This is a genomic window from Pseudomonas sp. NPDC099000, assembly GCF_044759925.1.
Classification (GTDB): Bacteria; Pseudomonadota; Gammaproteobacteria; order Pseudomonadales; family Pseudomonadaceae; genus Aquipseudomonas.
On record NZ_JBIWAF010000020.1, the window covers coordinates 40,759 to 64,024 of the forward strand.

21 protein-coding genes are annotated in these 23,266 nt (G+C 59.5%); 11 read left to right on the forward strand and 10 right to left on the reverse strand.

The annotated features are described in order from the left end of the window. Positions 1–4: 4 nt before the first annotated feature. Positions 5–1,792, forward strand: coding sequence for an ATP-binding protein (locus ACIQV9_RS20905; RefSeq protein ID WP_403105240.1), 1,788 nt, complete (start codon positions 5–7; stop codon positions 1,790–1,792). A 12-nt stretch (positions 1,793–1,804) separates the two neighbouring features. On the opposite strand, the gene ACIQV9_RS20910 is transcribed toward ACIQV9_RS20905, so the two are convergent. The 7 genes from ACIQV9_RS20910 to ACIQV9_RS20940 all read right to left on the reverse strand — a co-directional run bounded on the left by ACIQV9_RS20910 (position 1,805) and on the right by ACIQV9_RS20940 (position 9,046). Then, positions 1,805–3,418 (reverse strand): EAL domain-containing protein, encoded by a 1,614-nt coding sequence (locus ACIQV9_RS20910; protein ID WP_403105243.1) that lies wholly within the window; start codon positions 3,416–3,418, stop codon positions 1,805–1,807. 75 nt (positions 3,419–3,493) lie between these two features. After that, positions 3,494–4,273, reverse strand: coding sequence for an N-acetylmuramoyl-L-alanine amidase (locus ACIQV9_RS20915; RefSeq protein WP_403105246.1), 780 nt, complete (start codon positions 4,271–4,273; stop codon positions 3,494–3,496). 103 nt (positions 4,274–4,376) lie between these two features. Further along, on the reverse strand, positions 4,377–6,365 hold the full coding sequence (locus ACIQV9_RS20920; protein WP_403105249.1) for a diguanylate cyclase: 1,989 nt from the start codon (positions 6,363–6,365) through the stop codon (positions 4,377–4,379). Then, positions 6,366–7,241, reverse strand: a complete 876-nt coding sequence (locus ACIQV9_RS20925) for an endonuclease/exonuclease/phosphatase family protein (RefSeq protein ID WP_010465613.1) — start codon at positions 7,239–7,241, stop codon at positions 6,366–6,368. A 14-nt stretch (positions 7,242–7,255) separates the two neighbouring features. Further along, complete coding sequence (locus ACIQV9_RS20930) at positions 7,256–7,897, reverse strand: thiol:disulfide interchange protein DsbA/DsbL (protein WP_403105253.1); 642 nt, start codon at positions 7,895–7,897, stop codon at positions 7,256–7,258. Between the two features lie 200 nt (positions 7,898–8,097). Then, on the reverse strand, positions 8,098–8,709 hold the full coding sequence (locus ACIQV9_RS20935) for a c-type cytochrome (protein ID WP_403105256.1): 612 nt from the start codon (positions 8,707–8,709) through the stop codon (positions 8,098–8,100). A 46-nt stretch (positions 8,710–8,755) separates the two neighbouring features. After that, positions 8,756–9,046, reverse strand: coding sequence for a cytochrome c5 family protein (locus ACIQV9_RS20940; protein WP_008156007.1), 291 nt, complete (start codon positions 9,044–9,046; stop codon positions 8,756–8,758). Positions 9,047–9,237: 191 nt separating this feature from the next. Between ACIQV9_RS20940 and yihA the strand changes: the two genes are divergently transcribed. Continuing rightward, entirely contained in the window at positions 9,238–9,882 is a 645-nt protein-coding gene (gene yihA / locus ACIQV9_RS20945; protein WP_109627074.1) for a ribosome biogenesis GTP-binding protein YihA/YsxC, read from the forward strand. Positions 9,883–10,166: 284 nt separating this feature from the next. On the opposite strand, the gene polA is transcribed toward yihA, so the two are convergent. Next, positions 10,167–12,938 (reverse strand): DNA polymerase I, encoded by a 2,772-nt coding sequence (gene polA, locus ACIQV9_RS20950; protein ID WP_403105261.1) that lies wholly within the window; start codon positions 12,936–12,938, stop codon positions 10,167–10,169. 74 nt (positions 12,939–13,012) lie between these two features. Here polA and ACIQV9_RS20955 point away from each other — a divergent pair, with 74 nt between their 5' ends. Both ACIQV9_RS20955 and ACIQV9_RS20960 read left to right on the forward strand, forming a co-directional pair. Beyond that, positions 13,013–13,303, forward strand: a complete 291-nt coding sequence (locus ACIQV9_RS20955) for a DUF2782 domain-containing protein (protein WP_076029142.1) — start codon at positions 13,013–13,015, stop codon at positions 13,301–13,303. Between the two features lie 58 nt (positions 13,304–13,361). Further along, positions 13,362–14,312, forward strand: a complete 951-nt coding sequence (locus tag ACIQV9_RS20960; RefSeq protein ID WP_219094754.1) for a homoserine kinase — start codon at positions 13,362–13,364, stop codon at positions 14,310–14,312. 118 nt (positions 14,313–14,430) lie between these two features. Here the strand turns inward: ACIQV9_RS20960 and ACIQV9_RS20965 are convergent, their stop codons facing one another. Then, positions 14,431–15,351 (reverse strand): zinc ABC transporter substrate-binding protein, encoded by a 921-nt coding sequence (locus ACIQV9_RS20965; RefSeq protein WP_403105265.1) that lies wholly within the window; start codon positions 15,349–15,351, stop codon positions 14,431–14,433. A gap of 66 nt (positions 15,352–15,417) precedes the next feature. On the opposite strand from ACIQV9_RS20965, the gene zur reads away from it, so the two are divergent. The 4 genes from zur to ACIQV9_RS20985 are packed head-to-tail and all read left to right on the forward strand — an operon-like array spanning position 15,418 to position 18,214. Then, positions 15,418–15,900: a zinc uptake transcriptional repressor Zur gene (gene zur / locus ACIQV9_RS20970; protein WP_403105268.1), complete on the forward strand. Its 483-nt coding sequence runs from the start codon at positions 15,418–15,420 to the stop codon at positions 15,898–15,900. Next, positions 15,900–16,679, forward strand: coding sequence for a zinc ABC transporter ATP-binding protein ZnuC (gene znuC, locus ACIQV9_RS20975; protein ID WP_403105271.1), 780 nt, complete (start codon positions 15,900–15,902; stop codon positions 16,677–16,679). The genes zur and znuC overlap by 1 nt, the downstream gene beginning before the upstream one ends. Next, positions 16,672–17,460 (forward strand): zinc ABC transporter permease subunit ZnuB, encoded by a 789-nt coding sequence (znuB, locus tag ACIQV9_RS20980; RefSeq protein ID WP_017341765.1) that lies wholly within the window; start codon positions 16,672–16,674, stop codon positions 17,458–17,460. The genes znuC and znuB overlap by 8 nt, the downstream gene beginning before the upstream one ends. A gap of 37 nt (positions 17,461–17,497) precedes the next feature. Beyond that, entirely contained in the window at positions 17,498–18,214 is a 717-nt protein-coding gene (locus ACIQV9_RS20985; protein ID WP_403105275.1) for a PA5502 family lipoprotein, read from the forward strand. 121 nt (positions 18,215–18,335) lie between these two features. Here the strand turns inward: ACIQV9_RS20985 and katE are convergent, their stop codons facing one another. Beyond that, entirely contained in the window at positions 18,336–20,474 is a 2,139-nt protein-coding gene (katE, locus tag ACIQV9_RS20990; RefSeq protein ID WP_403105278.1) for a catalase HPII, read from the reverse strand. Between the two features lie 260 nt (positions 20,475–20,734). Here katE and ACIQV9_RS20995 point away from each other — a divergent pair, with 260 nt between their 5' ends. From ACIQV9_RS20995 to ACIQV9_RS21005, 3 genes are read left to right on the forward strand one after another with little or no spacing between them, the layout of a single operon-like run. After that, a complete protein-coding gene (locus ACIQV9_RS20995) occupies positions 20,735–21,742 on the forward strand; it encodes a methionine ABC transporter ATP-binding protein (RefSeq protein WP_403105281.1) in 1,008 nt (335 codons plus the stop codon). Continuing rightward, a complete protein-coding gene (locus ACIQV9_RS21000; protein WP_403105284.1) occupies positions 21,742–22,416 on the forward strand; it encodes a methionine ABC transporter permease in 675 nt (224 codons plus the stop codon). Before ACIQV9_RS20995 ends, ACIQV9_RS21000 begins: the two co-directional genes overlap by 1 nt. 59 nt (positions 22,417–22,475) lie before the next feature. After that, the gene (locus tag ACIQV9_RS21005) at positions 22,476–23,249 is read left to right on the forward strand and encodes a MetQ/NlpA family ABC transporter substrate-binding protein (protein WP_403105287.1); all 774 of its coding nucleotides are present in this window, start codon (positions 22,476–22,478) and stop codon (positions 23,247–23,249) included. Positions 23,250–23,266 lie beyond the last annotated feature (17 nt).

Here is a 23,266-nt window from a genome sequence, read left to right on the forward strand (position 1 = left end):
TGCAATGAAACTGGCGATGAAGCTGCGTACTCGGTTGTTTCTGAGTATTTCGGCGCTGATCACCGTAGCGCTGCTCGGGCTCTTGCTCGGGCTGGTCAGCGTGATGCAGATGGCCGGCACCCAGGAAGTGCTGGTACGCACCAACTTTGTCACGCTGGACCTGGGGTTGAAATTGCGTCAGACCTTGGGCGATCAGCTCATGATCATGATCGACGAAAAACCCGATGCCGCAGCGTTCGAGACTGCCAGGCAGCACTACCTCGAGTTGCTGGAAGAAGGCATCACGCTTCAGCAATCCGGCAATGGCGGCTACGGTTTCAAACAGGCCAAGGCTGATTACCTCGACTTTCTTCAAGTCTACGATCAGACACAAGTGCCGAAGCCTGTATTGAGCGGTAACGAGGCGTTGACGGAAAAATTCAACACCCTTCGCAGCGGTCTGCTTACTGAACAAAAGCGCGCACTGGATAACATCAACAACACCGAGCGCCAGGCCCGGGAACGCGCGTTGCTGATTGCCGGGCTGCTCGGGTTGGTGGGGCTGGCGGTGCTGATCATCGGGTTCGTGACCGCCCATGGAATCGCCCGCCGGTTTGGCGCTCCGATCGAAGCGTTGGTCCAGGCCGCTGACAACATCGGCCAAGGTAATTTCGAAGTGACCCTGCCGGTTTCCTCCGCCGAGGAAATGAACCAGCTGACCAAGCGCTTCGGCATCATGGCCGAGGCGTTGCGCGAGCACCAGGCGATGAATATCGACGAACTGCTCGCCGGCCAGCAGCGTCTGCAAGCGGTGCTCGACAGCATCGACGATGGGTTGTTGATGATCGACCGCGAAGGCCATCTGGAACACCTCAACCCCGTGGCCCAGCGTCAGTTGGGTTGGGACACCGATCGACTCGGTCAAGGGTTGGGCACAGCGCTCGATCGTCCCGAACTGGATGAGCAGCTGCAACTGGTGCTGCGCGGCGGGACCCTGGAGCGGGCGCCGGAAGACCTGAGCATCGAGGTCGACGGTGAATCGAGGTTGCTGACCTACAGCCTGACTCCGGTCAGCCATACGCAGGGCCACATTCTCGGCGCCGTGATGGTGCTGCATGACGTCACTGAACAGCGTGCATTCGAACGGGTACGTAGCGAGTTCGTCTTGCGCGCCTCCCATGAGTTGCGCACCCCGGTGACCGGGATGCACATGGCTTTCGGTCTGTTCCGCGAGCGGGCGAAATTTCCTGAAGACTCCCGCGAAGCCGACTTGCTGGACACCGTGAATGAAGAAATGCAGCGCTTGATGCAGCTGATCAACGACCTGCTGAATTTCTCACGCTACCAAAACGGGTTGCAGAAACTCACGCTGGCGCCTTGTTCCATTGAAGAGTTACTGGAGCAGGCTCAGGCACGTTTTGCCGGTTCTGCGGCGCAGAAGGGCGTCGAACTGTTGGTGGAAGTGCAGGGGCCGTTACCCAGATTGCAGGCCGACCAGGCGCAATTGGACCGGGTGCTCGATAACCTGATCGATAACGCTTTGCGTCATACCGCCCAGGACGGACTGATACGTTTGCAGGCGCGACGCCATGGTGAGCGGGTGATTATCAGCGTGGAAGACAACGGTGAAGGCATTGCCTACGGTCAGCAGGGGCGAATCTTCGAGCCCTTCGTCCAGGTCGGCCGCAAGAAAGGCGGTGCCGGGCTTGGTTTGGCGCTGTGCAAGGAAATCGTGCAGTTGCATGGCGGGCGAATGGGCGTTTATTCGCGGCCGGGGCAGGGCACACAGTTCTACATGGCGCTGGCGGTTTAGACCGCCGTCTGCTCAGGCTTCATCATCCAGGCGTCGATTGCTCAGTCGGCGACCACGGGTAATCAGTTCGATGAACTGCACGGCGCTCAGTGCATGGGCGAACAGCCAGCCCTGACCATACTTGACCCCTTCGCTGCTCAGAAACGCCGCTTGGGCTTCATGTTCTATGCCCTCGGCAATCACCCTGAGTTGCAGGGCCTGGGCCATGTGAATGATGTGCGGTGCCACGCCGCTGCTGGCGGCATCATGGCCTAGCGCATCAATGAACGCCTTGTCGATTTTCAGGCAATCCACCGGCAAGGTTTGCAGGTAGGCAAGGCTGCAATAGCCTGTGCCGAAATCATCGATCAGCACCTGATGCCCGACATCGCGCAAGGCTTGCAGGTTTTCCCTGGCCACCACCACATCGATCAAGCCCCGCTCAGTCACCTCGAAGGCAATCTGCTTCGCCGCGACCCGGTGCAAGGTCAGCAGACGTGCCATCACCTGGCCGATGCGCGGCACCATGACGTCGCAAGCTGCAAGGTTGACGGAGACGTACAACTGCGGATTGGCGCGTAGCAGATGCCCCAGTTGTTCGAGAAGTCGCTGCAATACGAAGTCGGTCATCTGACGGATCTGGCCGGTGTTTTCCGCCATCGGGATAAACAGGTCGGGGCTGGTCAGCGTGCCGTCCGGCCTTCGCCAGCGCAGCAAGGCTTCGGCCCCGACACAGTTGCGGCTGTCGAGATCAAAGATCGGCTGATACAACACCTGCAATTCGCCCCGTCGAATGGCGCCGTTCAGTTCAGCGTCCAGTGACTGACGCTGGCGCACCAGCAGAAACACCATGAAACCGACCAGGACACCCAGCGCCAGACTGGCCGGCAGCAGCCACCACCACACGGCCGGCACATGCATGTTCGTGCGTGGGTTGATCAGCACCAATTGGTATTCGGGATTGTTGGTGGGCATACGGTAAATCAAGCGGGTTTGTGTCACCTGCAGCGCATCGCGGCTTTCCAGGGGCCAGAATTCCGTGGGCGGCCAGACCTGTGCGGCACCGAGGACAGGAATCGCACGAGTGCCATGGGAAAGCACCACCAACAGGCTACTGCCGGGGGACAGATCGACCATGTCGGTCAAATGGCCGCGAGAGGTTGCGACCCGAAAGTTGCCGCGTCCCAGCATCAACGCAGCGCGGTTTTCATCGGGTTCGGTGGTGGTGTTCAGCCAGTAGCTGTAGGTGGGGCCCTTGATGTCCGGTGATCGACTCAGCGACAACCCCTCCTGGCGAGGGCGATTCGAGCAAATCCTTGAGGCATCCATGTAGGCGGCTTCGTAAACGAAGCGGTAATTGAAGCTGACCTGTTGCAAGGTCGCGATCATTTCATCATCGCAGCCACGCAGGGGTTGGGCTTCCAGATCGTCGAGGCTTTCGCGCAGCTGCCCGAACAGCTGTTCCAGCCGGGCGAGGAAACGCTCGCCCTGGGCGTTCATTTCCTGGCTTTCCCTCTGCTCGACCTGATGCATCGCAAAAAAAAGGCTGGCGGCCATCAATAACGTTGCGCTCAAGGCAGCAGCCAGCATCGCCAAAAACCAGGGGCGATAGAACCAGCTACGAAGCGTCTCTCGAGCTACAGTCATTATGGATATCCGAAGAATTACCAATGAGTTATAGCTGCTGATTGAGAAAAAGCCCTTACCGTCGGGCGGGCGTCATTATTTTGTCTGATTCAAAACTTGCAGGAGCGCCGCCGTCTGGGCGTCGGGGGTACCATCGAATCGGGTGGGGCGGAAATGCATTTGAAAGGCCGCCAGTACATGGCGCGTGGCGACATCAAGCTCGCCCGTTTGTGGCGTGGCATAACCCATTCGGGCCAGTTGTCCCTGATACCAGCTGATGCTCGGCAGTTCTGCTGCGAACCGGGTTTGTTGGCGTGCGACGGCCTGCTCGTTTGGCCAGATGCCTATGCCTTCGGCAGCCAGGCGCTTCCATGGGAACAGTGGGCCGGGATCGAGCTTGCGCAGTGGCGCAATGTCGCTATGGCCAATGATGGAACGAGGGTTGATGTTGTAACGCTTGCTGATGTCCTTGAGCAGGAAGATCAGCGACTGAACCTGATCTTCACTGTAGGGATACCAAAGGCGGCCCGTCGGCGTGTCTTTGAAACCTGGATTGACGATCTCGATGCCGATGGAGCTGGAATTGAGCCAGGTCCGGCCTTGCCATTCGCTTTCGCCTGCGTGCCAGGACCGGAGATTTTCATCCATCAGCTTATAGATGGTGGCGCCTTTGTCGTCACCGATCAGGTAGTGACTGCTGACCTCGCCGTGGGTCAGCAATTGCAACGAGTGCTCGAGCGAGGCGGAGGTGTAATGCACCACCACGAACTGAATACGGCTGTCGTGATTGGCTGAAGGGTGGCTGGTGTCGATCCGTGGACCGCTGGCACAACCGGCCAACAGAAGCAGCAACACAATGAGAGCAAGACATTTCATGGCAGGAGGCAATACACGCAAGACAGTAATGCAACAGTGTAACGTACTGACTTGCGCGCAGAGGGCAAAAGCGCTGTTTTAAATAAAATGGAACAATTGGCTGTCAGCCAGCCGCTACTCGATTGCGACCGGCATTTTTCGCACGGTATAGCGCCTGATCGGCTCTTTTAAGCACCAAGTCGCTGTGTTCACCGGATTTGAATGCGCTAAAGCCCATGGAAATGGTGATGGTCACTCGCTCGCCCTTGAAGTGAAAAGGGCAGGCTTCGATGGAGGCACGCAAGGATTCCAGCAATTTGGCGCCGCTTGCCAATGGGGTGGCGGGCATCAACAGGACAAATTCCTCACCGCCGAACCGCGCAATGAAATCCGTCCCGCGCAGGCGTTTGCGCAGCACGCTGGCGATGATTTTCAGCACTTTGTCACCTGCCAGGTGACCGTAGTTATCGTTGATGCGTTTGAAGTGGTCGAGATCGAGCATCGCCAGCAACAAAGTGTTGCCGTGTTGCTGCCATTGGCGGACTTCGTGCTCCAGCCGCTCGCTCCAGGCCGCTCGATTGGGCAGGCTGGTGAGGGGATCGATCAGGGCTTTCTGCCGTTGTTCTTCAAGGTGTTCGCGGTAGCCCAGCGCTTCCTGTTCCATGTGCGCCACGCGTTCGGCCAGGCTTTGCAACCGAGCCGCGACTTCCTGCTCACGTTCGTCGCGCTGCTTCTGGTGTTGATCCATGGTGCCGAGCAGGCCTTCGAGATGGTTCTCCAAGACGTGCTTGAGATCGTCCAGGTCCGCCGCTTCCTGCATGCTGCTCTGGAGGCCATCGACTTGCTCGCGAATCTGCGTATCCATTTCACGCGCAGCCGAGCGGTTGTCGGCATGGCCGTCGCTGGCTGCTTGCAAGTTGCTTTGGAACGATTCGAGACGTTCGTTGAGTTGCTGCAGGTACGCTTCGAATTCATGTTGACCGCTGTCAGTGATCGCCAGCATCAACGTTGCCAGATCGTCGAGGATCGGGATCAGTTCGTACCAGTTCAACCCGTTTTGCAGGCGATCACGCATCGCTTCGGCTTGCGGTCGATGGCGTTCGGGCAGCGTCAGGTCGTCGAGCAGGCCCAGGAGCGTGTCTTCTATGTGCTTGGCGACAGAGCTGTAGGACGGCTCGGGTGAGTCGGGCAGGGCGTAGAGAATATCCTCGGGCGCGAGGTGCTCCGCCTCAACGGTCACCGGGGTCAGTTCATCCGGGTTGACGGCCTGCTGCACCTGCTCGGCTGGCGTAGGATCTACCAATTGTTCGATGTTCGGCTGTGTCTGTGGCTCTACTGCTTGTGCAGATGCGGTCTCTGGCTGAAGCACAGGTGGGACAAACGCCACCACTTCAGGAGCAGGTTCCGTTGCGTGTATTTCCAGTGATTCAGGGGTTGCAGCGGCGGGTTTGACGTCGATTACGGTTGGCTGTTCGACCGTGGTTGCGAGATCAACCGTTACCGGCGGGGTCTCGGCAAGCGGTTCGACAGTTTGCTGGGGTGCCGCTTGTACCGCAGGAGCGGCGAGCTGAGGGGCGGCCTCATCCGCTTCCCGGTTACCAAACAGTCGCTGCAAAAAACCGGGGCGATCAGGTTCTGCCGGGGTATCCAGTTGACGCAAGGCTTTGCCTTGCAGGCCACTCAGTTCGCTGAGCAGCAACGGAATCTCACGGGCCTGACTGACTCGGCTGTCCAGTTGTTTGGCAAAGTTCTTCAGCGGACGGCTGACTTCGCGAGGCAATGGCAGTGTTTGCAGCTGAGTCACCAGAGCAGTCAGTGCAACGCTGGTCTGATTGACCCGTGTTTCCCGGCGTTGCTCGGAATCGAGTACGGCTTTTTCCAGGCGCGGAAGCAGGGCGGCCAGGCCGGCGTCCATGTCATCGGTGCGCACGACTTCGCGCATCTCCTTCATGCACTGGTCAACGGCGCGATCGGTACCTTCTGCGGCCAGGGTGCTGCGCACCAGCCCACGGCGCAGCAAGTCGAGCCGGGCATCCCATCGGCGTTCGAGCTTTTCCTGTTGTTCGATGCTTTTGAGGTATTTCTCTTTCCAGCGCTGTGTTTCGTCGCTCATTCAAGGGATCCGCGAAGGGGCAGGACTCAACGCGGGGAACGCATCGGCCGTGAGCGAACCCGGCAGACGAATCTCTACCGCGACGGGCAGGTGATCTGAAATCGGTTGTGCCAGCACCTCGACCTTTTCAAGGGTCAGCGTGGGGCTGAGCAGAATATGGTCCAGGCAACGCTGCGGGCGCCAGCTGGGGAACGTCGCTTCCAGTTGCGGCGCGAGCAAGCCGAGGTCGCGCAACGGGGAGTTTTGCAGCAAATCACTGGCGTGGGTATTCATGTCGCCCATCAGCACCTGGTGTTTGTAACCGCCGATCAACTCGCGGATGTAAGCCAGTTGCATGCTGCGGGCCCGAGCGCCCAGCGCCAAGTGCATCATCACCACCACCAGCGCCTCCGGACCTTCGCCGAAACGCACGAGGATGGCCCCGCGACCCTTGGGACCCGGCAGCGGATGATCTTCAATCGCCCACGGGCGCAGGCGGCTGAGCACGCCATTGCTGTGCTGGCCGAGACGACCGAGATTGCGATTGAGTTGTTGATACCAGTAGGGGAAGGCGCCGAGTTGCGCCAGGTGTTCCACCTGATTGACGTAGCCTGATCGCAGGCTGCCGCCATCGGCTTCCTGCAAGGCGACCAGATCGAAGTCGCCCAGCAGATTGCCGATTTTTTGCAGATTGTCGGCGCGCCCGGTGTGCGGCAACAGGTGTTGCCAGCCCCGGGTCAGATAGTGCCGATACCGCTCGGTACTGATGCCCACCTGGATATTGAAACTGAGCAAACGCAGACGGCTGTCCGCGGGCAAGCCCGTCGATTCCAGGTGATGCTCGTTGACCCGCGGATCATGCAGGCCGACGACGCGTTCAGTTCCCCAGCGGCGCATGGCGGGCCCCGCGCTTAGTTGGCAGCAGCCTTGTTAGCCGCTCGCTCTTGGTCGACCAGTTTGTCGGCCAGTTGCAGTGCTTGTTGGGCGCCGCCGGCGGAACCTACGTCAAAGCGATACTTGCCGTTGACGACCATGGTTGGAACGCCGGAGATTTCATATTTCTTGGCAAGTTCTTTGGCTTTGTTGATCTGGCCTTTGATGGCGAAGGAGTCGAAAGTCGCCAGGAACTTGTCCTTGTCTACGCCTTGAGTCGCGAGGAAGTCGGCCATTTCATTCTTGTCGACCAGCTTCTTGTGTTCTTTCTGGATAGCTTCGAAAACCGCCGTGTGAACCTTATGCTCAACGCCCATGGCTTCAAGGGTCAGGAACATTTGGCCGTGTGCGTCCCATGGGCCGCCGAACATGGCAGGAATGCGCACGAAGTTCACATCGGAAGGTAATTTTTCAACCCAGGGATTGATCACCGGCTCGAACGAGTAGCAATGCGGGCAGCCATACCAGAACAGCTCCACGACTTCGATCTTGCCAGGCACGGCGACAGGAACCGGATTGGTCAGTTCGACATAAGGGGCGGCGGGTGCTTCGGCGGCTTGGGCAGTCATGCCGAACAGGCTGGCAGCGACGAGTGCGGCGCTGATGATCAGATTACGCATGCTTTACTCCTGGACAATTTTGGTCGCCTCGCGCGACCTGTTTTCAGACAGGTCCTGGCGGGCTTGAGTTCTGTAGTGTAACGGCAGCGGCCACAAAAAAGGGCGGCCTGAGCCACCCTTTTTATACTTGCTGCGACGGATTAATAGAGCGTTAACGTTGCAGGAGATGTACACCCCGCGCGACGCCCGATTCGCCGGTCTTAGTGCAGGCCCTGAATGTAGCTGGACACCGCGGCGATATCTTCGTCGCTCAGCTTTTTGGCAATGCTCTGCATCGGTTTGGTGTCGCCGTCGTTGGCACGACCGCCTTCTTCCTTGCGGAAGTCGGTCAATTGCTTGGCAACGTATTGAGCGTGCTGCCCACCCAGATGCGGGAAGCCGGCAGCTGCGTTGCCCTTGCCATCCGGAGAGTGGCAGCCGGTGCAGGCTGGCAGGCCCTTGGCCAGGTCGCCGCCGCGGAACAAGGCTTCACCGCGAGACACGACTTTCGGGTCGGCGGCGCCAACGCTGCCTTTCTGGCTGGCGAAGTAGGCGGACATATCAGCCAGGTCCTGATCGCTCAGGTTGGTCAGCAGACCGGTCATTTCCAGAACGGTGCGTTTGCCGGACTTGATGTCGTGCAGCTGCTTGTTCAGATAACGCTCGCCCTGGCCTGCCAGTTTCGGAAAGTTAGGCGCCATGCTGTTGCCATCCGGGCCATGACAGGCGCCACATACTGCGGCTTTCGCCTGACCAGCAGTTGCATCACCTGCAGCATGGGCTACGCCGGAGATCCCCACGGTCAACAGCAGACTCACGATCAATTTGTTCATCAGCTAATCCAACTACGGCTAAGGGTTAAAGAGTTATGGACCGGGATCACTCGCTCATCCACTGGATGATGGCCTGGTAATCCTCGGCACTGCAGTCCATGCACAAACCACGCGGCGGCATCGCCTTGAAACCCTGGGTCACGTGTTGCACCAGCGTCTCCATACCTTTCGCCAACCTCGGCGTCCAAGCTTCCTGATCGCCCTTTTTGGGCGCCATGGGTAGTTGGCCGGAATGACAGGCGCCACAAACACGGTTGTACACAGCTTCCGGATCCTGTGTAGCCTGAGCGCTGTAAAGCGGCATCAAGACACCGGCAGCTAGCAGCCATTTCGTCATAAAACGACCTTTTCAGGGTTGAGAGCGTTCTGCGTTCTAGTGCGCAATCAAGGTCAATCGCTCTCGTGAACTTCATCCTACGCTGGGACAAAGCGCACACAAAATCTGCGGCATTATATACTGGCGTCACTGAAACGGAAACGACACCGCTTGCCGCGTCCATTCCCGGCGCCGCCCACATCGGAAATCCCATGCAACTCAAGAACCCCATCCTCGGCCTGTGCCAACAGTCCACCTTCATGCTCAGCGCTGCCAAAGTCGACCAATGTCCCGACGACGAAGGCTTTGAAGTGGCCTTCGCCGGGCGTTCCAACGCCGGCAAGTCCAGTGCGCTGAACACCCTGACGCACGCCAGCCTGGCGCGGACCTCGAAAACTCCGGGTCGCACGCAGCTCTTGAACTTCTTCAAGCTAGACGATGATCGTCGTCTGGTCGACCTCCCGGGTTACGGTTACGCGAAAGTGCCTATCCCGTTGAAGCTGCACTGGCAGCGTCACCTGGAAGCCTATCTGGGTGGTCGCGAGAGTTTGAAAGGCCTGATTCTGATGATGGACATCCGTCATCCAATGACCGACTTCGACCTGTTGATGCTCGACTGGGCGGTCGCCAGCGGCATGCCGATGCACATTTTGCTGACCAAAGCCGACAAGCTGACCTACGGCGCGGCGAAAAACGTCCTGCTCAAGGTTCAGACAGACATCCGCAAAGGGTGGGGCGATGCGATCAGCATCCAGTTGTTCTCGGCGCCAAAACGCATGGGCCTGGAAGACGCCTACACTGTATTGGCAGGCTGGATGGAACTGGCGGACAAAGGCTCCGAGGTTGCCCAGCAATAAATCGCAGGCAAAAAAAACCCCGGACTTCTTATGGGGAGGGGGAAGTTCCGGGGTTCAAGTTCCGGACCGCTAGGGCGGGGTCCAGATATCTGCCAACACTTAACACAACATAGGAGCTTCGAAGGGCTTCACCAGCCATTCAGTAACTCTGAGTGGCAGTTCACAGGTTTAGTTCCGGAGCTTCAGAAACCATTTGTAATAAGTGTGATTTCTTTCCGAAATAAGGGCCCTTCACCCTTCTGCCGCGGCGCTATGCCGCAGCAGAAATCGCCTTTTCAGACGGCTCAGTGAGCCTCATCCCAATTATTACCTACGCCAACCTCGACCAGAAGCGGCACATCCAGCTTCACGGCGTCGCTCATGTGCGCGCGAATTTCATCGCGGACCTGGTCGACCAGATCTTCACGAACCTCAAGCACCAATTCATCGTGCACCTGCAGGATGACTTTGGCGTCGAGGCCCGAGGAGGTCAGCCAGTTATCCACCGCCACCATGGCTTTCTTGATGATGTCCGCCGCCGTGCCCTGCATCGGGGCGTTGATCGCCGTGCGTTCGGCCCCTTTGCGCAGCGCCGGGTTTTTCGCGTTGATTTCCGGCAAGTACAGGCGACGGCCGAAGATGGTCTCGACAAAACCTTGCTCGGCCGCCTGAGTGCGGGTGCGTTCCATGTACTCCAGAACACCCGGGTAGCGGGCGAAATAACGGTCGATATACGCTTGGGATTGCTTGCGATCAACGCCGATCTGCTTGGCCAGGCCAAACGCGCTCATGCCGTAGATCAAGCCGAAGTTGATCGCCTTGGCGCTGCGACGCTGATCGGTGGTGACGTCGGCCAGTTCCACGCCGAACACTTCGGCGGCGGTGGCCTTGTGTACGTCCAGGTCATTGCGGAACGCGTGCAGCAAACCTTCGTCCTTGGCCAGGTGAGCCATGATCCGCAGTTCGATTTGCGAATAGTCCGCCGCCAGCAGCTTGTAGCCTTTTGGCGCGACGAACGCCTGACGAATCCGCCGCCCTTCGGCAGTGCGGATTGGAATGTTCTGCAAGTTCGGATCGCTGGACGACAAACGCCCGGTCGCCGCGACAGCCTGATGATAGGACGTGTGAATCCGCCCGGTGCGCGGGTTGATCTGCTCCGGCAAGCGATCGGTGTAAGTGCTTTTCAGCTTGCTCATCGAGCGGTACTGCATCAGCACCTTGGGCAACGGGTAATCCTGCTCGGCCAGTTCCGCCAGCACGGCTTCGGCGGTGGACGCCTGGCCCTTGGCGGTTTTGCTGAGGATCGGCAAGCCGAGCTTTTCGTACAGGATCACGCCCAATTGCTTCGGCGAGCCGAGGTTGAATTCTTCGCCAGCGATGGCGAATGCCTCACGCTCCAGCGCGACCATTTTGTCGCCCAGTTCAACGCTTTGAATGCCCAGCAGATTGGCATCGACTAGCGCGCCTTGGCGTTCGATTCGCGCAAGCACCGGCACCAACGGCATTTCGATTTCGCTCAGGACTTTGCTCAGGCTCGGGATGGCATTGAGCTTTTCCTGCAAGGTTTGGTGCAGGCGCAGCGTCACGTCGGCGTCTTCGGCGGCGTAGGGCCCGGCCAGTTCCAGTGAGATCTGGTCAAACGTCAGCTGCTTGGCGCCCTTGCCGGCGATGTCCTGGAAACTCGTAGTGGTGTGGTTCAGGTACTTGAGCGCCAGGCTGTCCATGTCGTGGCGAGTCGCGGTGGAATCCAGCACGTAGGATTCGAGCATCGTGTCGAAGGCGATGCCTTGTACGGTGATGCCGCAGCTCTGGTCGCCACCGATGGCACAGTTGGCCAGGATGTTCATGTCGAACTTGGCATGCTGGCCGACCTTGAGTTTGTTCGGGTCTTCCAGAATCGGTTTCAACGCGCGCAGCACGGTGTCGCGATCGAGCTGATCCGGCACACCCATGTAGGAATGGGTCAGCGGGATGTAGGCCGCTTCGTTGGCCTGTACAGCAAACGACAGACCGACCAGTTGCGCCTGCTGGGCATCGATGCCGGTGGTTTCGGTATCAAAGGCAATCAGCCTGGCGTCGTTGAGTTTCTTCAGCCACAGGTCGAAATCGGCCTGGGTGAGGATCGTGGTGTACTTGAGCTCGGTCTCGACAGCGGCTTCTTCAACCACCGGGGCGCTGACTTCCTGGCCGGAACGCTTGGCATCGCGCTGGTTCTCTTCGAACCAGCTCTTGAATTCGAGCAGGGTGTAGAGCTCAGCGAGTTTGTCGTGATCCGGCCGGCCCATTTGCAGGTCGTCGAGCCCGATGTCCAGCGGCACGTCGATCTTGATGGTTGCCAGTTGATAGGAGAGGAACGCCATCTCCCTGTGCTCTTCGAGCTTGGCCGGCAGGGTCTTGGCGCCGCGAATCGGCAGGGTCGGGACGATGTCGAGCTGTGCGTACAACTCGGTCAGGCCGCCGTTCACGCCCACCAATAGGCCGGAAGCGGTTTTCGGACCAATGCCCGGAACGCCCGGAATGTTGTCGGAAGAATCGCCCATCAGCGCCAGATAATCGATGATCTGCTCGGGAGCGACGCCGAATTTCTCCTTCACGCCCTCAACGTCCAGCGCGCTACCGGTCATGGTGTTGACCAAGGTAATGTGGCCGTCGACCAGTTGTGCCATGTCCTTGTCGCCGGTGGAGATCACCACCGGGCGATCCGCCGCGGCGCTGCTGCGGGCCAGGGTGCCGATCACGTCATCGGCCTCGACGCCTTCGACGCACAGCAGCGGGAAGCCCAGCGCGATCACGCTCTGGTGCAGGGGTTCGATCTGTACGCGCATGTCATCCGGCATGCTCGGACGGTTGGCCTTGTATTCGGCGTACATGTCATCGCGAAAAGTCCCACCCTTGGCGTCGAACACCACGGCGAACGGACTGTCCGGGTACTGCTTGCGCAGACTCTTGAGCATGTTCAGCACGCCTTTGACCGCACCGGTCGGCAGACCTTTGGAAGTGGTCAGCGGCGGCAGGGCGTGAAAGGCGCGGTACAGGTAAGAAGAACCGTCCACCAGGACGAGGGGGGCTTGGCTCATGAGCAGGATCAACCTTTTCGGCGGGTCCGGCGCTAGAATAGCGGGACCGTTGACGACAAAGGGACAAGGTTATCATGCGCACACTAAATCGCCTGTTGCTGGCTGGCTTGTTTGCAACCGTTCCCCTGGCCGTCATGGCGGCGGACGATGCGCCGACACCGGAGCCGGAAGTCACGATTCGCACGGAAGGGGACAAAACGATCCAGGAGTACCGCCAAAACGGTTTCCTGTACGCGATCAAGGTCACACCGAAGGGCGCACCGCCGTATTTCCTGGTGCGTGCGGACGGTACAGATGCAAACTTCATCCGCTCGGACCAGCCGGATATGCTGATTCCGTCGTGGAAAATTTTTGAGTGGAAGTAGTTTCTTAATTTCAATCGGCGCTGGCTCAAGCAGCGGCGCCCGTACTGGCAGTTTAAACATGTCTGTGTTCACCCCGCTGGCTCGGCCCGAGCTGGAAACCTTTCTCGCCCCATACGGGCTCGGCCGCCTGCTTGATTTCCAGGGAATTGCCGCCGGCAGTGAAAACACCAATTTCTTCATCAGCCTGGAGCAGGGCGAATTTGTCCTGACCCTGGTCGAGCGCGGTCCGGTTCAGGAAATGCCGTTCTTCATCGAACTGCTCGATGTGCTGCACGAGGCTGATCTGCCGGTGCCTTACGCGCTGCGCACCACCGACGGCGTCGCCTTGCGCGAACTGGCCGGCAAACCTGCTCTGTTGCAGCCACGCCTGGCCGGTAAGCACATCAAGGAAGCCAACGCGCAGCATTGTGCTCAAGTCGGCGAGTTGCTGGGCCATTTGCACCTGGCGACCCAGGCCAACATGATCAAGCGCAAAACCGATCGTGGCCTGGACTGGATGCTGGAGGAGGGCACGCAGTTGCTGTCCCACCTTAATGCCGAGCAGAGTGATTTGCTGCAACGGGCGCTGGACGAAATCACTCAGCAGAAGACGAAAATTCTGGCGTTGCCACGGGCCAACATCCACGCGGATCTGTTCCGCGATAACGCGATGTTCGAAGGCACGCACCTGACCGGGTTGATTGATTTCTACAACGCGTGCTCAGGGCCGATGCTCTACGACGTGGCCATTGCCTTGAATGACTGGTGCTCGGATGACAATGGGCTGATTGACGGGCCGCGCGCACGAGCATTGCTTGGGGCTTATGCGGCGTTGCGGCCATTTACGGCAGCCGAAGCCGAGTTGTGGCCGACCATGTTGCGCGTGGCGTGTGTGCGGTTCTGGTTGTCACGGTTGATCGCTGCGGAGTCGTTTGCCGGGCAGGACGTGTTGATTCACGATCCGATGGAGTTTCAGCAGCGGTTGGCGCAACGGCAGAAGGTCAGTACGCCGTTGCCTTTCGCCCTTTGAAAGCTTCGCGGGCAAGCCTCGCTCCTACAGGGTTTGTGTCGTTCACATTATCTGCGAACGGCACAAATTTCGTAGGAGCGAGGCTTGGCCGCGATTGGGGGCGACACAAATATCCGGGTTACAACGACTCCAGACACCCCGCCAAATCATTCCCTAATTTCTCCAGCACCTGCTCATACCCCTGCGCAGTCGCCGGTGTGTACCCACCCAGCGCATCCAGCTCCGCCAATTTAACCGGCAGGCCAGCCACCAGCGTTTCCGCCAGGCGTGGACGCAACGGCGGCTCACTGAACACACACGTCTTGCCGACTTCCTGCAAGCGCGTGCGCATTGCTGCGACATGTTGAGCACCCGGCTGGACTTCGGCAGTGACGCTGAATACGCCAGTGTGCTTGAGCCCGTAGGCGTCTTCGAAGTAGTCGAAAGCCTCGTGGAACACGAAGTAGGGCTTGCCCGCGATACCGGCTAGACGCGCCTTCAAGCGCAAGTCCAGCGCATCCAGCCGCTCGTCAAACGCCTTGAGATTGCTCTGATAACGCGCGGCATTGGCTGGATCGGCTGCACTCAGGTCAGCGGCCATTTTGCCGGCGATCACCCGAGCGTTTACCGGGGACAACCACAAATGCGAGTCCAGGCTGCCTGGGCGATGATCGTGGTCATGCTCATCGGCTTCTTCCGCGTGGGAATGGTTTTCGTCGGCGAAACGACGCAGTTTCAGCCCCGGCAAATCCTGCACGGCGACGCTCGGCAGCGTTCGACCGTTCAGCACGCGAGGCAGGAAACCTTCCATGTCCGGACCAATCCAGTAAACCAGATCCACCGATTGCACCTTCCGCACGTCGGATGGACGCAAGGCATAGTTATGCGGCGAAGCACCCGGTGGCAGCAGCACTTCCGGAATCGCCACGCCGTCCTGCACCGCAGCGGCAATCAGCTGTAGCGGCTTGATGCTGGTGAGGACTTTGACGTCGGCTTGAGCTGAGCCAATGAACAGAAAACTTGCGACAAATGTGACAAAGATAGAAAAAAGTCGGGACACGATGACCACTCGAAGAGGCGAGAACGGGTAACATAATAACGTCTCTCACAAAACTCGTCGCTGCTCATGCCTAAAACACCGATTGCCAGCCGTCCCCACGACCACTCTCATTGCGTGCACAGCGCACTGACTGAGGCCGATGCCTTGTGCGCACGTCAAGGCTTGCGCCTGACCGCCTTGCGTCGGCGGGTGCTGGAACTGGTGTGGCAAAGCCACAAGCCGCTGGGTGCCTATGACATTCTCGCGGTACTCAGCGAGCAGGACGGCCGCCGTGCCGCGCCGCCAACTGTGTACCGAGCGCTGGATTTCCTGCTGGAAAACGGCCTCGTCCACCGCATCTCCTCGCTGAACGCCTTCGTTGGCTGCAATCACCCGGAGCATGCCCACCAGGGCCAGTTCCTGATCTGCCGCGAATGCCACGCCGCCATCGAGCTCGAACAGAAGTCCATCAGCGACGCCATCATCAGCAGCGCCAAGGATGTCGGGTTCGTCGTCGAAAGCCAGACGGTCGAAGTGGTCGGCGTCTGTTCGGGTTGCCAGGGGGCTTGATGAGCAATGCGCTGATCCGCCTTGAGCAGGTTGCCGTCACCTTTGCCGGGCAGAACGTGCTGGATAACATCGAGCTGAGCGTCGAGCCGGGGCAGATCGTCACCCTGATCGGCCCGAACGGCGCGGGCAAGACCACGCTGGTGCGCGCCGTGCTCGGCCTGTTGAAGCCGGACAGCGGCAGCGTCTGGCGCAAGCCGAAACTGCGGGTCGGTTACATGCCGCAAAAACTTCACGTCGATCCGACGCTGCCGCTGTCCGTGCTGCGCTTCTTGCGTCTGGTGCCGGGCGTGGACCGCGCCAGGGCCTTGGCGGCACTCAAGGAAGTCGGCGCCGAGCAGGTGATCGACAGCCCGGTGCAAAGTGTTTCCGGTGGTGAAATGCAGCGTGTGCTGCTGGCTCGTGCCCTGCTGCGTGAGCCGGAACTGCTGGTGCTCGACGAACCGGTGCAGGGCGTCGATGTGGCCGGCCAGGCCGAGCTCTACAGCCTGATTACTCGGCTGCGCGACCGTCATGGCTGCGGCGTGTTGATGGTTTCCCACGATTTGCACCTGGTCATGAGCACCACCGACCAAGTGGTTTGCCTGAATCGTCATGTCTGCTGCTCCGGGCACCCGGAACAGGTCAGTGGCGACCCGGCTTTCGTCGAGCTGTTCGGAAAGAACGCACAAAGCCTGGCGATTTATCACCACCACCACGACCACGCCCATGACCTGCATGGTTCGGTGGTCAGCGCGGCCCCGACGGCCCATGTCCATGGAGATAGCTGCAAGCATGGCTGATTTTCTGCTCTACGCCCTGCTTGCAGGTCTGGCTTTGGCGCTGGTCGCAGGACCCCTGGGTTCGTTTGTGGTCTGGCGGCGCATGGCCTATTTCGGCGACACCTTGTCCCACGCGGCCTTGCTCGGCGTGGCGTTGGGCTTTCTGCTGGATGTCAGCCCGACCGTGGCCGTCACCGTCGGCTGTTTGCTATTGGCGGTGCTGCTGGTGACGTTGCAACAGCGTCAGCCGCTGGCGTCCGACACGCTTTTGGGAATTCTCGCACCGAGCACGCTCTCTCTGGGCCTGGTCGTACTAAGCTTCATGCACGAAGTGCGGATCGACCTGATGGCGTATCTGTTCGGCGACTTGCTGGCGATCAGCCCGACCGATCTGGCCTGGATACTCGGCGGCAGTGCGGCCGTACTCGCGTTGCTGGTGACATTATGGCGGCCATTGCTGGCGATCACGGTGCATGAAGAACTGGCCAGAGTGGAAGGTTTGCCCGTGCCGGCGCTGCGCCTGACCCTGATGTTGCTGATCGCGGTGGTGATCGCTGTGGCGATGAAAATCGTCGGTGTGTTGCTGATTACTTCGCTGTTGATCATCCCGGCGGCTGCGGCACAACGTCACGCCCGCTCACCGGAGCAGATGGCGCTGGGCGCGAGCCTGCTGGGCATGCTCGCGGTCTGCGGCGGGCTGGCGCTGTCGTGGTTCAAGGACACCCCGGCAGGCCCATCGATTGTTGTGACGGCCGCCGCACTGTTTCTGCTGAGTTTTGTCCTGCCCCGTCGAGGGGTGTAGACTTGCTCGTTTTTTGCGCAAATAGAGAGTCGCAGGAATGAAGCTGTTAGCCTCCCGTTATCTGCTCCTTGTCGCATTTTCGCTGCTACTGGGCGCTTGCCAAAGCACGCCATCGGCCACCACTAAGGCGACCGATGCCCGGGCCACGGCCATCGCGCAGCTGGAACAAAACCTGGCCAGCAGCGAGCTGGCCACTGCCGAAGATCAACTGGCGACCTTGCAGGCCCAGTCGCCCGACGATCCATCCCTTGTGCAATATCAGCGGCAACTGGCCGAAGCTTATCTGCGCCGCAGCCAGATCGTGTTGCAGAAGGGCGATGTGAATGCGGCCGCCACGGCGCTGGCTCGGGCTCGGGCATTAATGCCAAAGGCTCCGGCGCTCACGGGTGGGGTCAACAACGCCATCGTCAATGCCCGTAAAGCCGAGCTGGACAGGGCTGAAGCTGCGCTCCTGGCTGCCGAGGCCAAGCCACAGGCCAAAGTCATCGATCCTACGGCTGAAAGCACCACCATTGCGTTGAACCTCACCGATATGACCAAGCTTCGTCGTCAATTGGATGCGATCGCCGCCGATGTAGTGAATTACCAGTGCGATGTCAGCATCCAGGCGCCGCGCACCCAGGATTACCCTTGGTTGGCCACATTGCTAACCAAACGGGTGAAGAAGCTGGATTCGAATTTTGATATGAATCTGCAGAAGCAGATCCTGCGTAACGTTCCGGCGCAGATCGTCTTGAGCCCGCGTAAACCTTAAAAGCTTCGCGGGCAAGCCTCGCTCCTACAAGAATCGTGTCGTTCGCTTGTGTTACGAACGACGCAATTCTTGTAGGAGCGAGGCTTGCCCGCGAAGGCGTCCTCTCTACCTACACCAATCCTTAAGCCGGAATCGCCTTGGCCTTAGGCTCCCGATCCCAAACCCGATGCTGCCCGATCGCCGCAAAGAACGGTTTGATCAACTTGGCATCCGCCCCCACGATCAGCCCCGCGTCCACCTCAAGCTTCAACACATCCAGCAATTGCTTCGCCTCGCCATGCAGCGCAATGGCCTTCAAGTGCTTGTACGCCTCCAGCAGGTAATGCAGCGCCACGCCATCAGTGCTCAACGCTTTGATCGACGCCGCGCCACCGGGCACGAATACCGCATCGAATGCCACCGAAGGCAAGCCTTCCATCGAAGCATCCACCGGCAGTGTTTTGCCATCGGCGGTGGTCACCGGCGCGGAGGTCGGGCCGAGCAATTTGGCGTGCGCACCTTCGGCCTTCAGCGCCTTCTTCATCGCATCAATCGCAGCACCATCGACACCGTTGGCCGCGAGAATCGCCACTTTCCGGGTTTTGATATCCGCCGGCAGCAGGTTGGCCTGGCTCAAGGCCGGTGAGCGGTCCAGGGAAGTTTTACGCACGTCGACGGTGCCAGCCTTCGGCGCCGGCAAACCAAGGTTCAGGGCCACGCGCTTGGCCAGTTCCAGGTCGATGTTGGCCAGGATCTCGTTCACTTGACGCGCACGGATGAATTCACGCTCGACCTTGCCCAGTTCAAAGCTGTAGGCCGAGATGATGTGTTCCTGCTCGTGCTTGCTCATGCTGTGGAAAAACAGCCGCGCCTGGGAGAAATGATCGCTGAACGACTCGCTGCGCTGGCGAATCTTGTTGGCGTCGATGCGCTCAGGGTAGGTCTCGAATCCACCATCCTGCGCGGCGGGCGGCGTTTCTTTCGGCCAGCCGCCATCGATGGAATTCGGCTCGTAGGAGGCGCGGCCCTTGTCGATGGTAGTGCGATGCAGCGCATCCCGTTGGCCGTTATGGAACGGTGCTACGGGACGGTTGATCGGGATTTCGTGAAAGTTCGGCCCACCGAGTCGGCTGATCTGCGTATCGGTGTAGGAAAACAGCCGCCCCTGCAGCAAAGGATCGTTGGAGAAGTCGATGCCCGGCACGATATGGCCGGGGCAGAAGGCAACCTGTTCGGTTTCGGCGAAGAAGTTGTCGGGGTTGCGGTTGAGGGTCATTTTGCCCAGCGGCGTAATCGGTACCAGCTCTTCCGGAATCAGCTTGGTCGGGTCGAGGATATCGAAGTCGAATTTATGTTCGTTTTCTTCCTCGATGATCTGCACGCCCAACTCCCATTCCGGGTAGTCGCCCATCTCGATCGACTCCCACAGATCGCGGCGGTGGTAATCGGTGTCTTTGCCGGCGAGCTTCTGCGCCTCATCCCACACCAGTGAGCAAGTACCGGCGGTTGGGCGCCAATGGAATTTGACGAAGCGCGACTTCCCTTCGGCATTGATCAAGCGGAACGTGTGCACGCCAAAGCCCTGCATGCTGCGCAGGCTTTTCGGGATCGCTCGGTCGGACATGGCCCAGATCACCATGTGCGCGGATTCCGGCACCAACGAAACGAAGTCCCAGAACGTGTCGTGGGCCGAGCCGCCAGTAGGGATTTCGTTGTGTGGCTCCGGTTTTACCGCATGCACGAAGTCAGGGAACTTGATCGCGTCCTGAATGAAAAACACCGGCATGTTATTGCCCACCAGGTCGAAGTTACCTTCGTCGGTGAAGAACTTCACGGCGAAACCTCGCACGTCCCGCACGGTATCGCCTGACCCACGTGGGCCTTGCACCGTGGAAAATCGCACGAAGACCGGAGTTTTCTTGCCCGGATCCTGCAGGAAACCGGCCTTGGTCAGTACGGAATGGTTTTCATAGGTCTGGAAGAAGCCATGGGCACCGGTACCGCGGGCGTGAACGATGCGCTCCGGGATCCGCTCATGGTCAAAATGCGTGATTTTTTCACGCATGATGAAGTCTTCCAGCAACGATGGCCCGCGAGCACCGACCTTCAAGGTGTTCTGATTGTCCGAAACCTTCACGCCCTGATTGGTGCGCAGGGCTTGGTCGGTGGCGTCGGAGCGGAATTTTTCCAGGCTATCGAGCTTGGTGTTGGTGTTGCCGCGGTCCAGGGTATCGGTCCCGGCCAGTGCGCTTTTGGGTGCGGCAGGCTTTTTAGTGCTCATCAGTCGTAAACTCCTCGTTGCGATCCCGTAGCCAGGACTTATATGCATTCCCCAGGCACGGCACCGGGGGCGTTTTCGAGTTGCCTTATTAGTGACTGGCGAGCTTTTTAGCCGTTCCTTTTTTCTAACCTTTGATCGCGTTATTGCCAAATGGAAGGATGAATGCGGAATAAATGCTAATAACCTCTATACGGACAGGCTAAAATGCGCGCCCGGCTAACCGCTGATCCTTTTCCAACGCGCCCCACAAGGTTCGCTACGTGATCGAGTTTCAAAACGTCCACAAAACCTACCGCGTCGCCGGTAAGGATATCCCCGCCCTGCACCCGACCACTCTGACGATTGAGAACGGTCAGGTCTTCGGCCTGATCGGTCATTCCGGTGCGGGAAAAAGTACCCTGCTGCGTCTGATCAATCGCCTGGAAGAGTCCAGCGGCGGCAAGATCTTCGTCGACGGCGAAGAAGTCACCGCGCTCGACGCCAACAGCCTGCGCCGCTTCCGCCAGCAGGTCGGGATGATTTTCCAGCACTTCAACCTGCTGGCTTCCAAGACCGTGGCCGACAACGTCGCGCTGCCGCTGACCCTGGCCGGCGAACTGTCGCGCAGCGAGATCGACCAGCGTGTCGCCGAGTTGCTGGCGCGGGTCGGCTTGTCCGACCACGCCAAAAAGTACCCGGCGCAGCTGTCCGGTGGCCAGAAGCAGCGTGTCGGCATCGCCCGCGCCCTGGCGACCAAGCCGAAAATTCTGCTGTGCGATGAAGCCACCAGCGCACTGGACCCGCAGACCACTGCATCGGTCCTGCAATTGCTGGCCGAGATCAATCGCGAGCTGAAACTGACCATCGTCCTGATTACCCACGAGATGGACGTGATCCGCCGGGTCTGCGACCAGGTCGCAGTCATGGACGCGGGTGTGATCGTCGAGCAAGGTTCGGTCGCCCAGGTGTTCCTGCATCCCAAGCACCCGACCACCAAACGTTTTGTGCAAGAAGACGAACAGATCGATGAAAGCGAACAGCGTGACGATTTCGCTCACGTGCCGGGCCGCATCGTGCGTCTGACCTTCCAGGGCGAAGCGACCTACGCGCCATTGCTGGGTACCGTCGCTCGGGAAACGGGCGTGGACTACAGCATCCTGGCCGGTCGTATCGACCGCATCAAAGACATTCCCTACGGGCAATTGACCCTGGCCGTCACCGGTGGCGACATGAAGGCGGCGTTCGCCCACTTCACCGCGGCTGACGTCCACATGGAGGTCCTGCGCTGATGGAAGTCCTGACAAGTTTCTTCGTCAATATCGACTGGTTCGAAATCTGGCTGGCCACCGGCGATACCTTTCTGATGCTCTTCGGTTCGCTGTTGTTCACCGTTTTGCTGGGTCTGCCCCTGGGCGTGCTGTTGTTCCTCTGCAGCCCGCGTCAGTTGCTGGAAGCCAAAGGCGTCTACGCGATGCTGTCGCTGGCGGTGAACATCCTGCGTTCGCTGCCGTTCATCATTCTGCTGATTGTGATGATTCCGTTCACGGTGTTGATCACCGGTACGTCCCTGGGTGTCGCCGGTGCGATTCCGCCGCTGGTGGTGGGCGCTACGCCATTCTTTGCGCGACTGGTGGAAACCGCCCTGCGTGAAGTGGATCGCGGCATCATCGAGGCAACTCAGGCAATGGGCGCGACGACGCGGCAGATCATCACCAATGCCTTGCTGCCGGAAGCCCGCCCGGGCATCTTCGCCGCGATTACGGTGACAGCCATTACACTGGTGTCCTACACGGCGATGGCGGGTGTGGTCGGTGCGGGTGGTTTGGGCGACCTGGCGATCCGGTTCGGTTACCAGCGTTTCCAGCCTGATGTGATGGTCGTGACGGTGATGTTGCTGCTGGTGATCGTTCAGGTTCTGCAAACCGTTGGCGACAAGTTGGTTGTGCACTTCTCTCGTAAATGACAATTGAGCCGGCCATTCGCTGGCAGGCGCCAAACGGGCGCCCACAAGGAGTTAGCTGAATGAAAAAACTACTCGTCGCGTTCGCTGCCGTTGCAGCCTTTTCCGCTCACGCTGCCGACACCCTGACCGTCGCGGCCACCCCGGTCCCGCACGCAGAAATCCTCGAATTCGTGAAACCGGCCTTGGCCAAAGAAGGCGTGGACCTGAAGGTCAAAGTCTTCACCGACTACATCCAGCCGAACGTGCAGGTGGCCGAAAAACGTCTGGACGCCAACTTCTTCCAGCACCAGCCGTACCTCGATGAATTCAACAAGGCCAAGGGCACCAACCTGGTCGCCGTTGCCGGCGTACACCTGGAACCGCTGGGCGCTTACTCCAGCAAGTACAAAGCACTGACCGAACTGCCGGGCGGCGCCAACGTGGTGATCCCGAATGACGCCACCAACGGCGGTCGCGCGCTGTTGCTGCTGGCCAAGGCTGGCCTGATCAAGTTGAAGGATTCGAACAACATCCTGTCGACCGTGAAAGACATCACCGAGAACTCCAAGGACCTGAAATTCCGTGAACTGGAAGCCGCGACCATCCCGCGCGTGCTGACCCAGGTCGACCTGGCGCTGATCAACACCAACTACGCGCTGGAAGCCAAGCTTGATCCGTCCAAGGACGCGCTGGTCATCGAAGGCAACGACTCGCCTTACGTGAACATCCTCGTTGCCCGTCCGGACGACAAGGACAGCGAAGCGATGAAGAAGCTGATTGCTGCCCTGCACAGCCCGGAAGTGAAAGCCTTCATCCTCGAGAAGTACAAAGGCGCGGTATTGCCGGCGTTCTGATTTGACCCGCTACACCT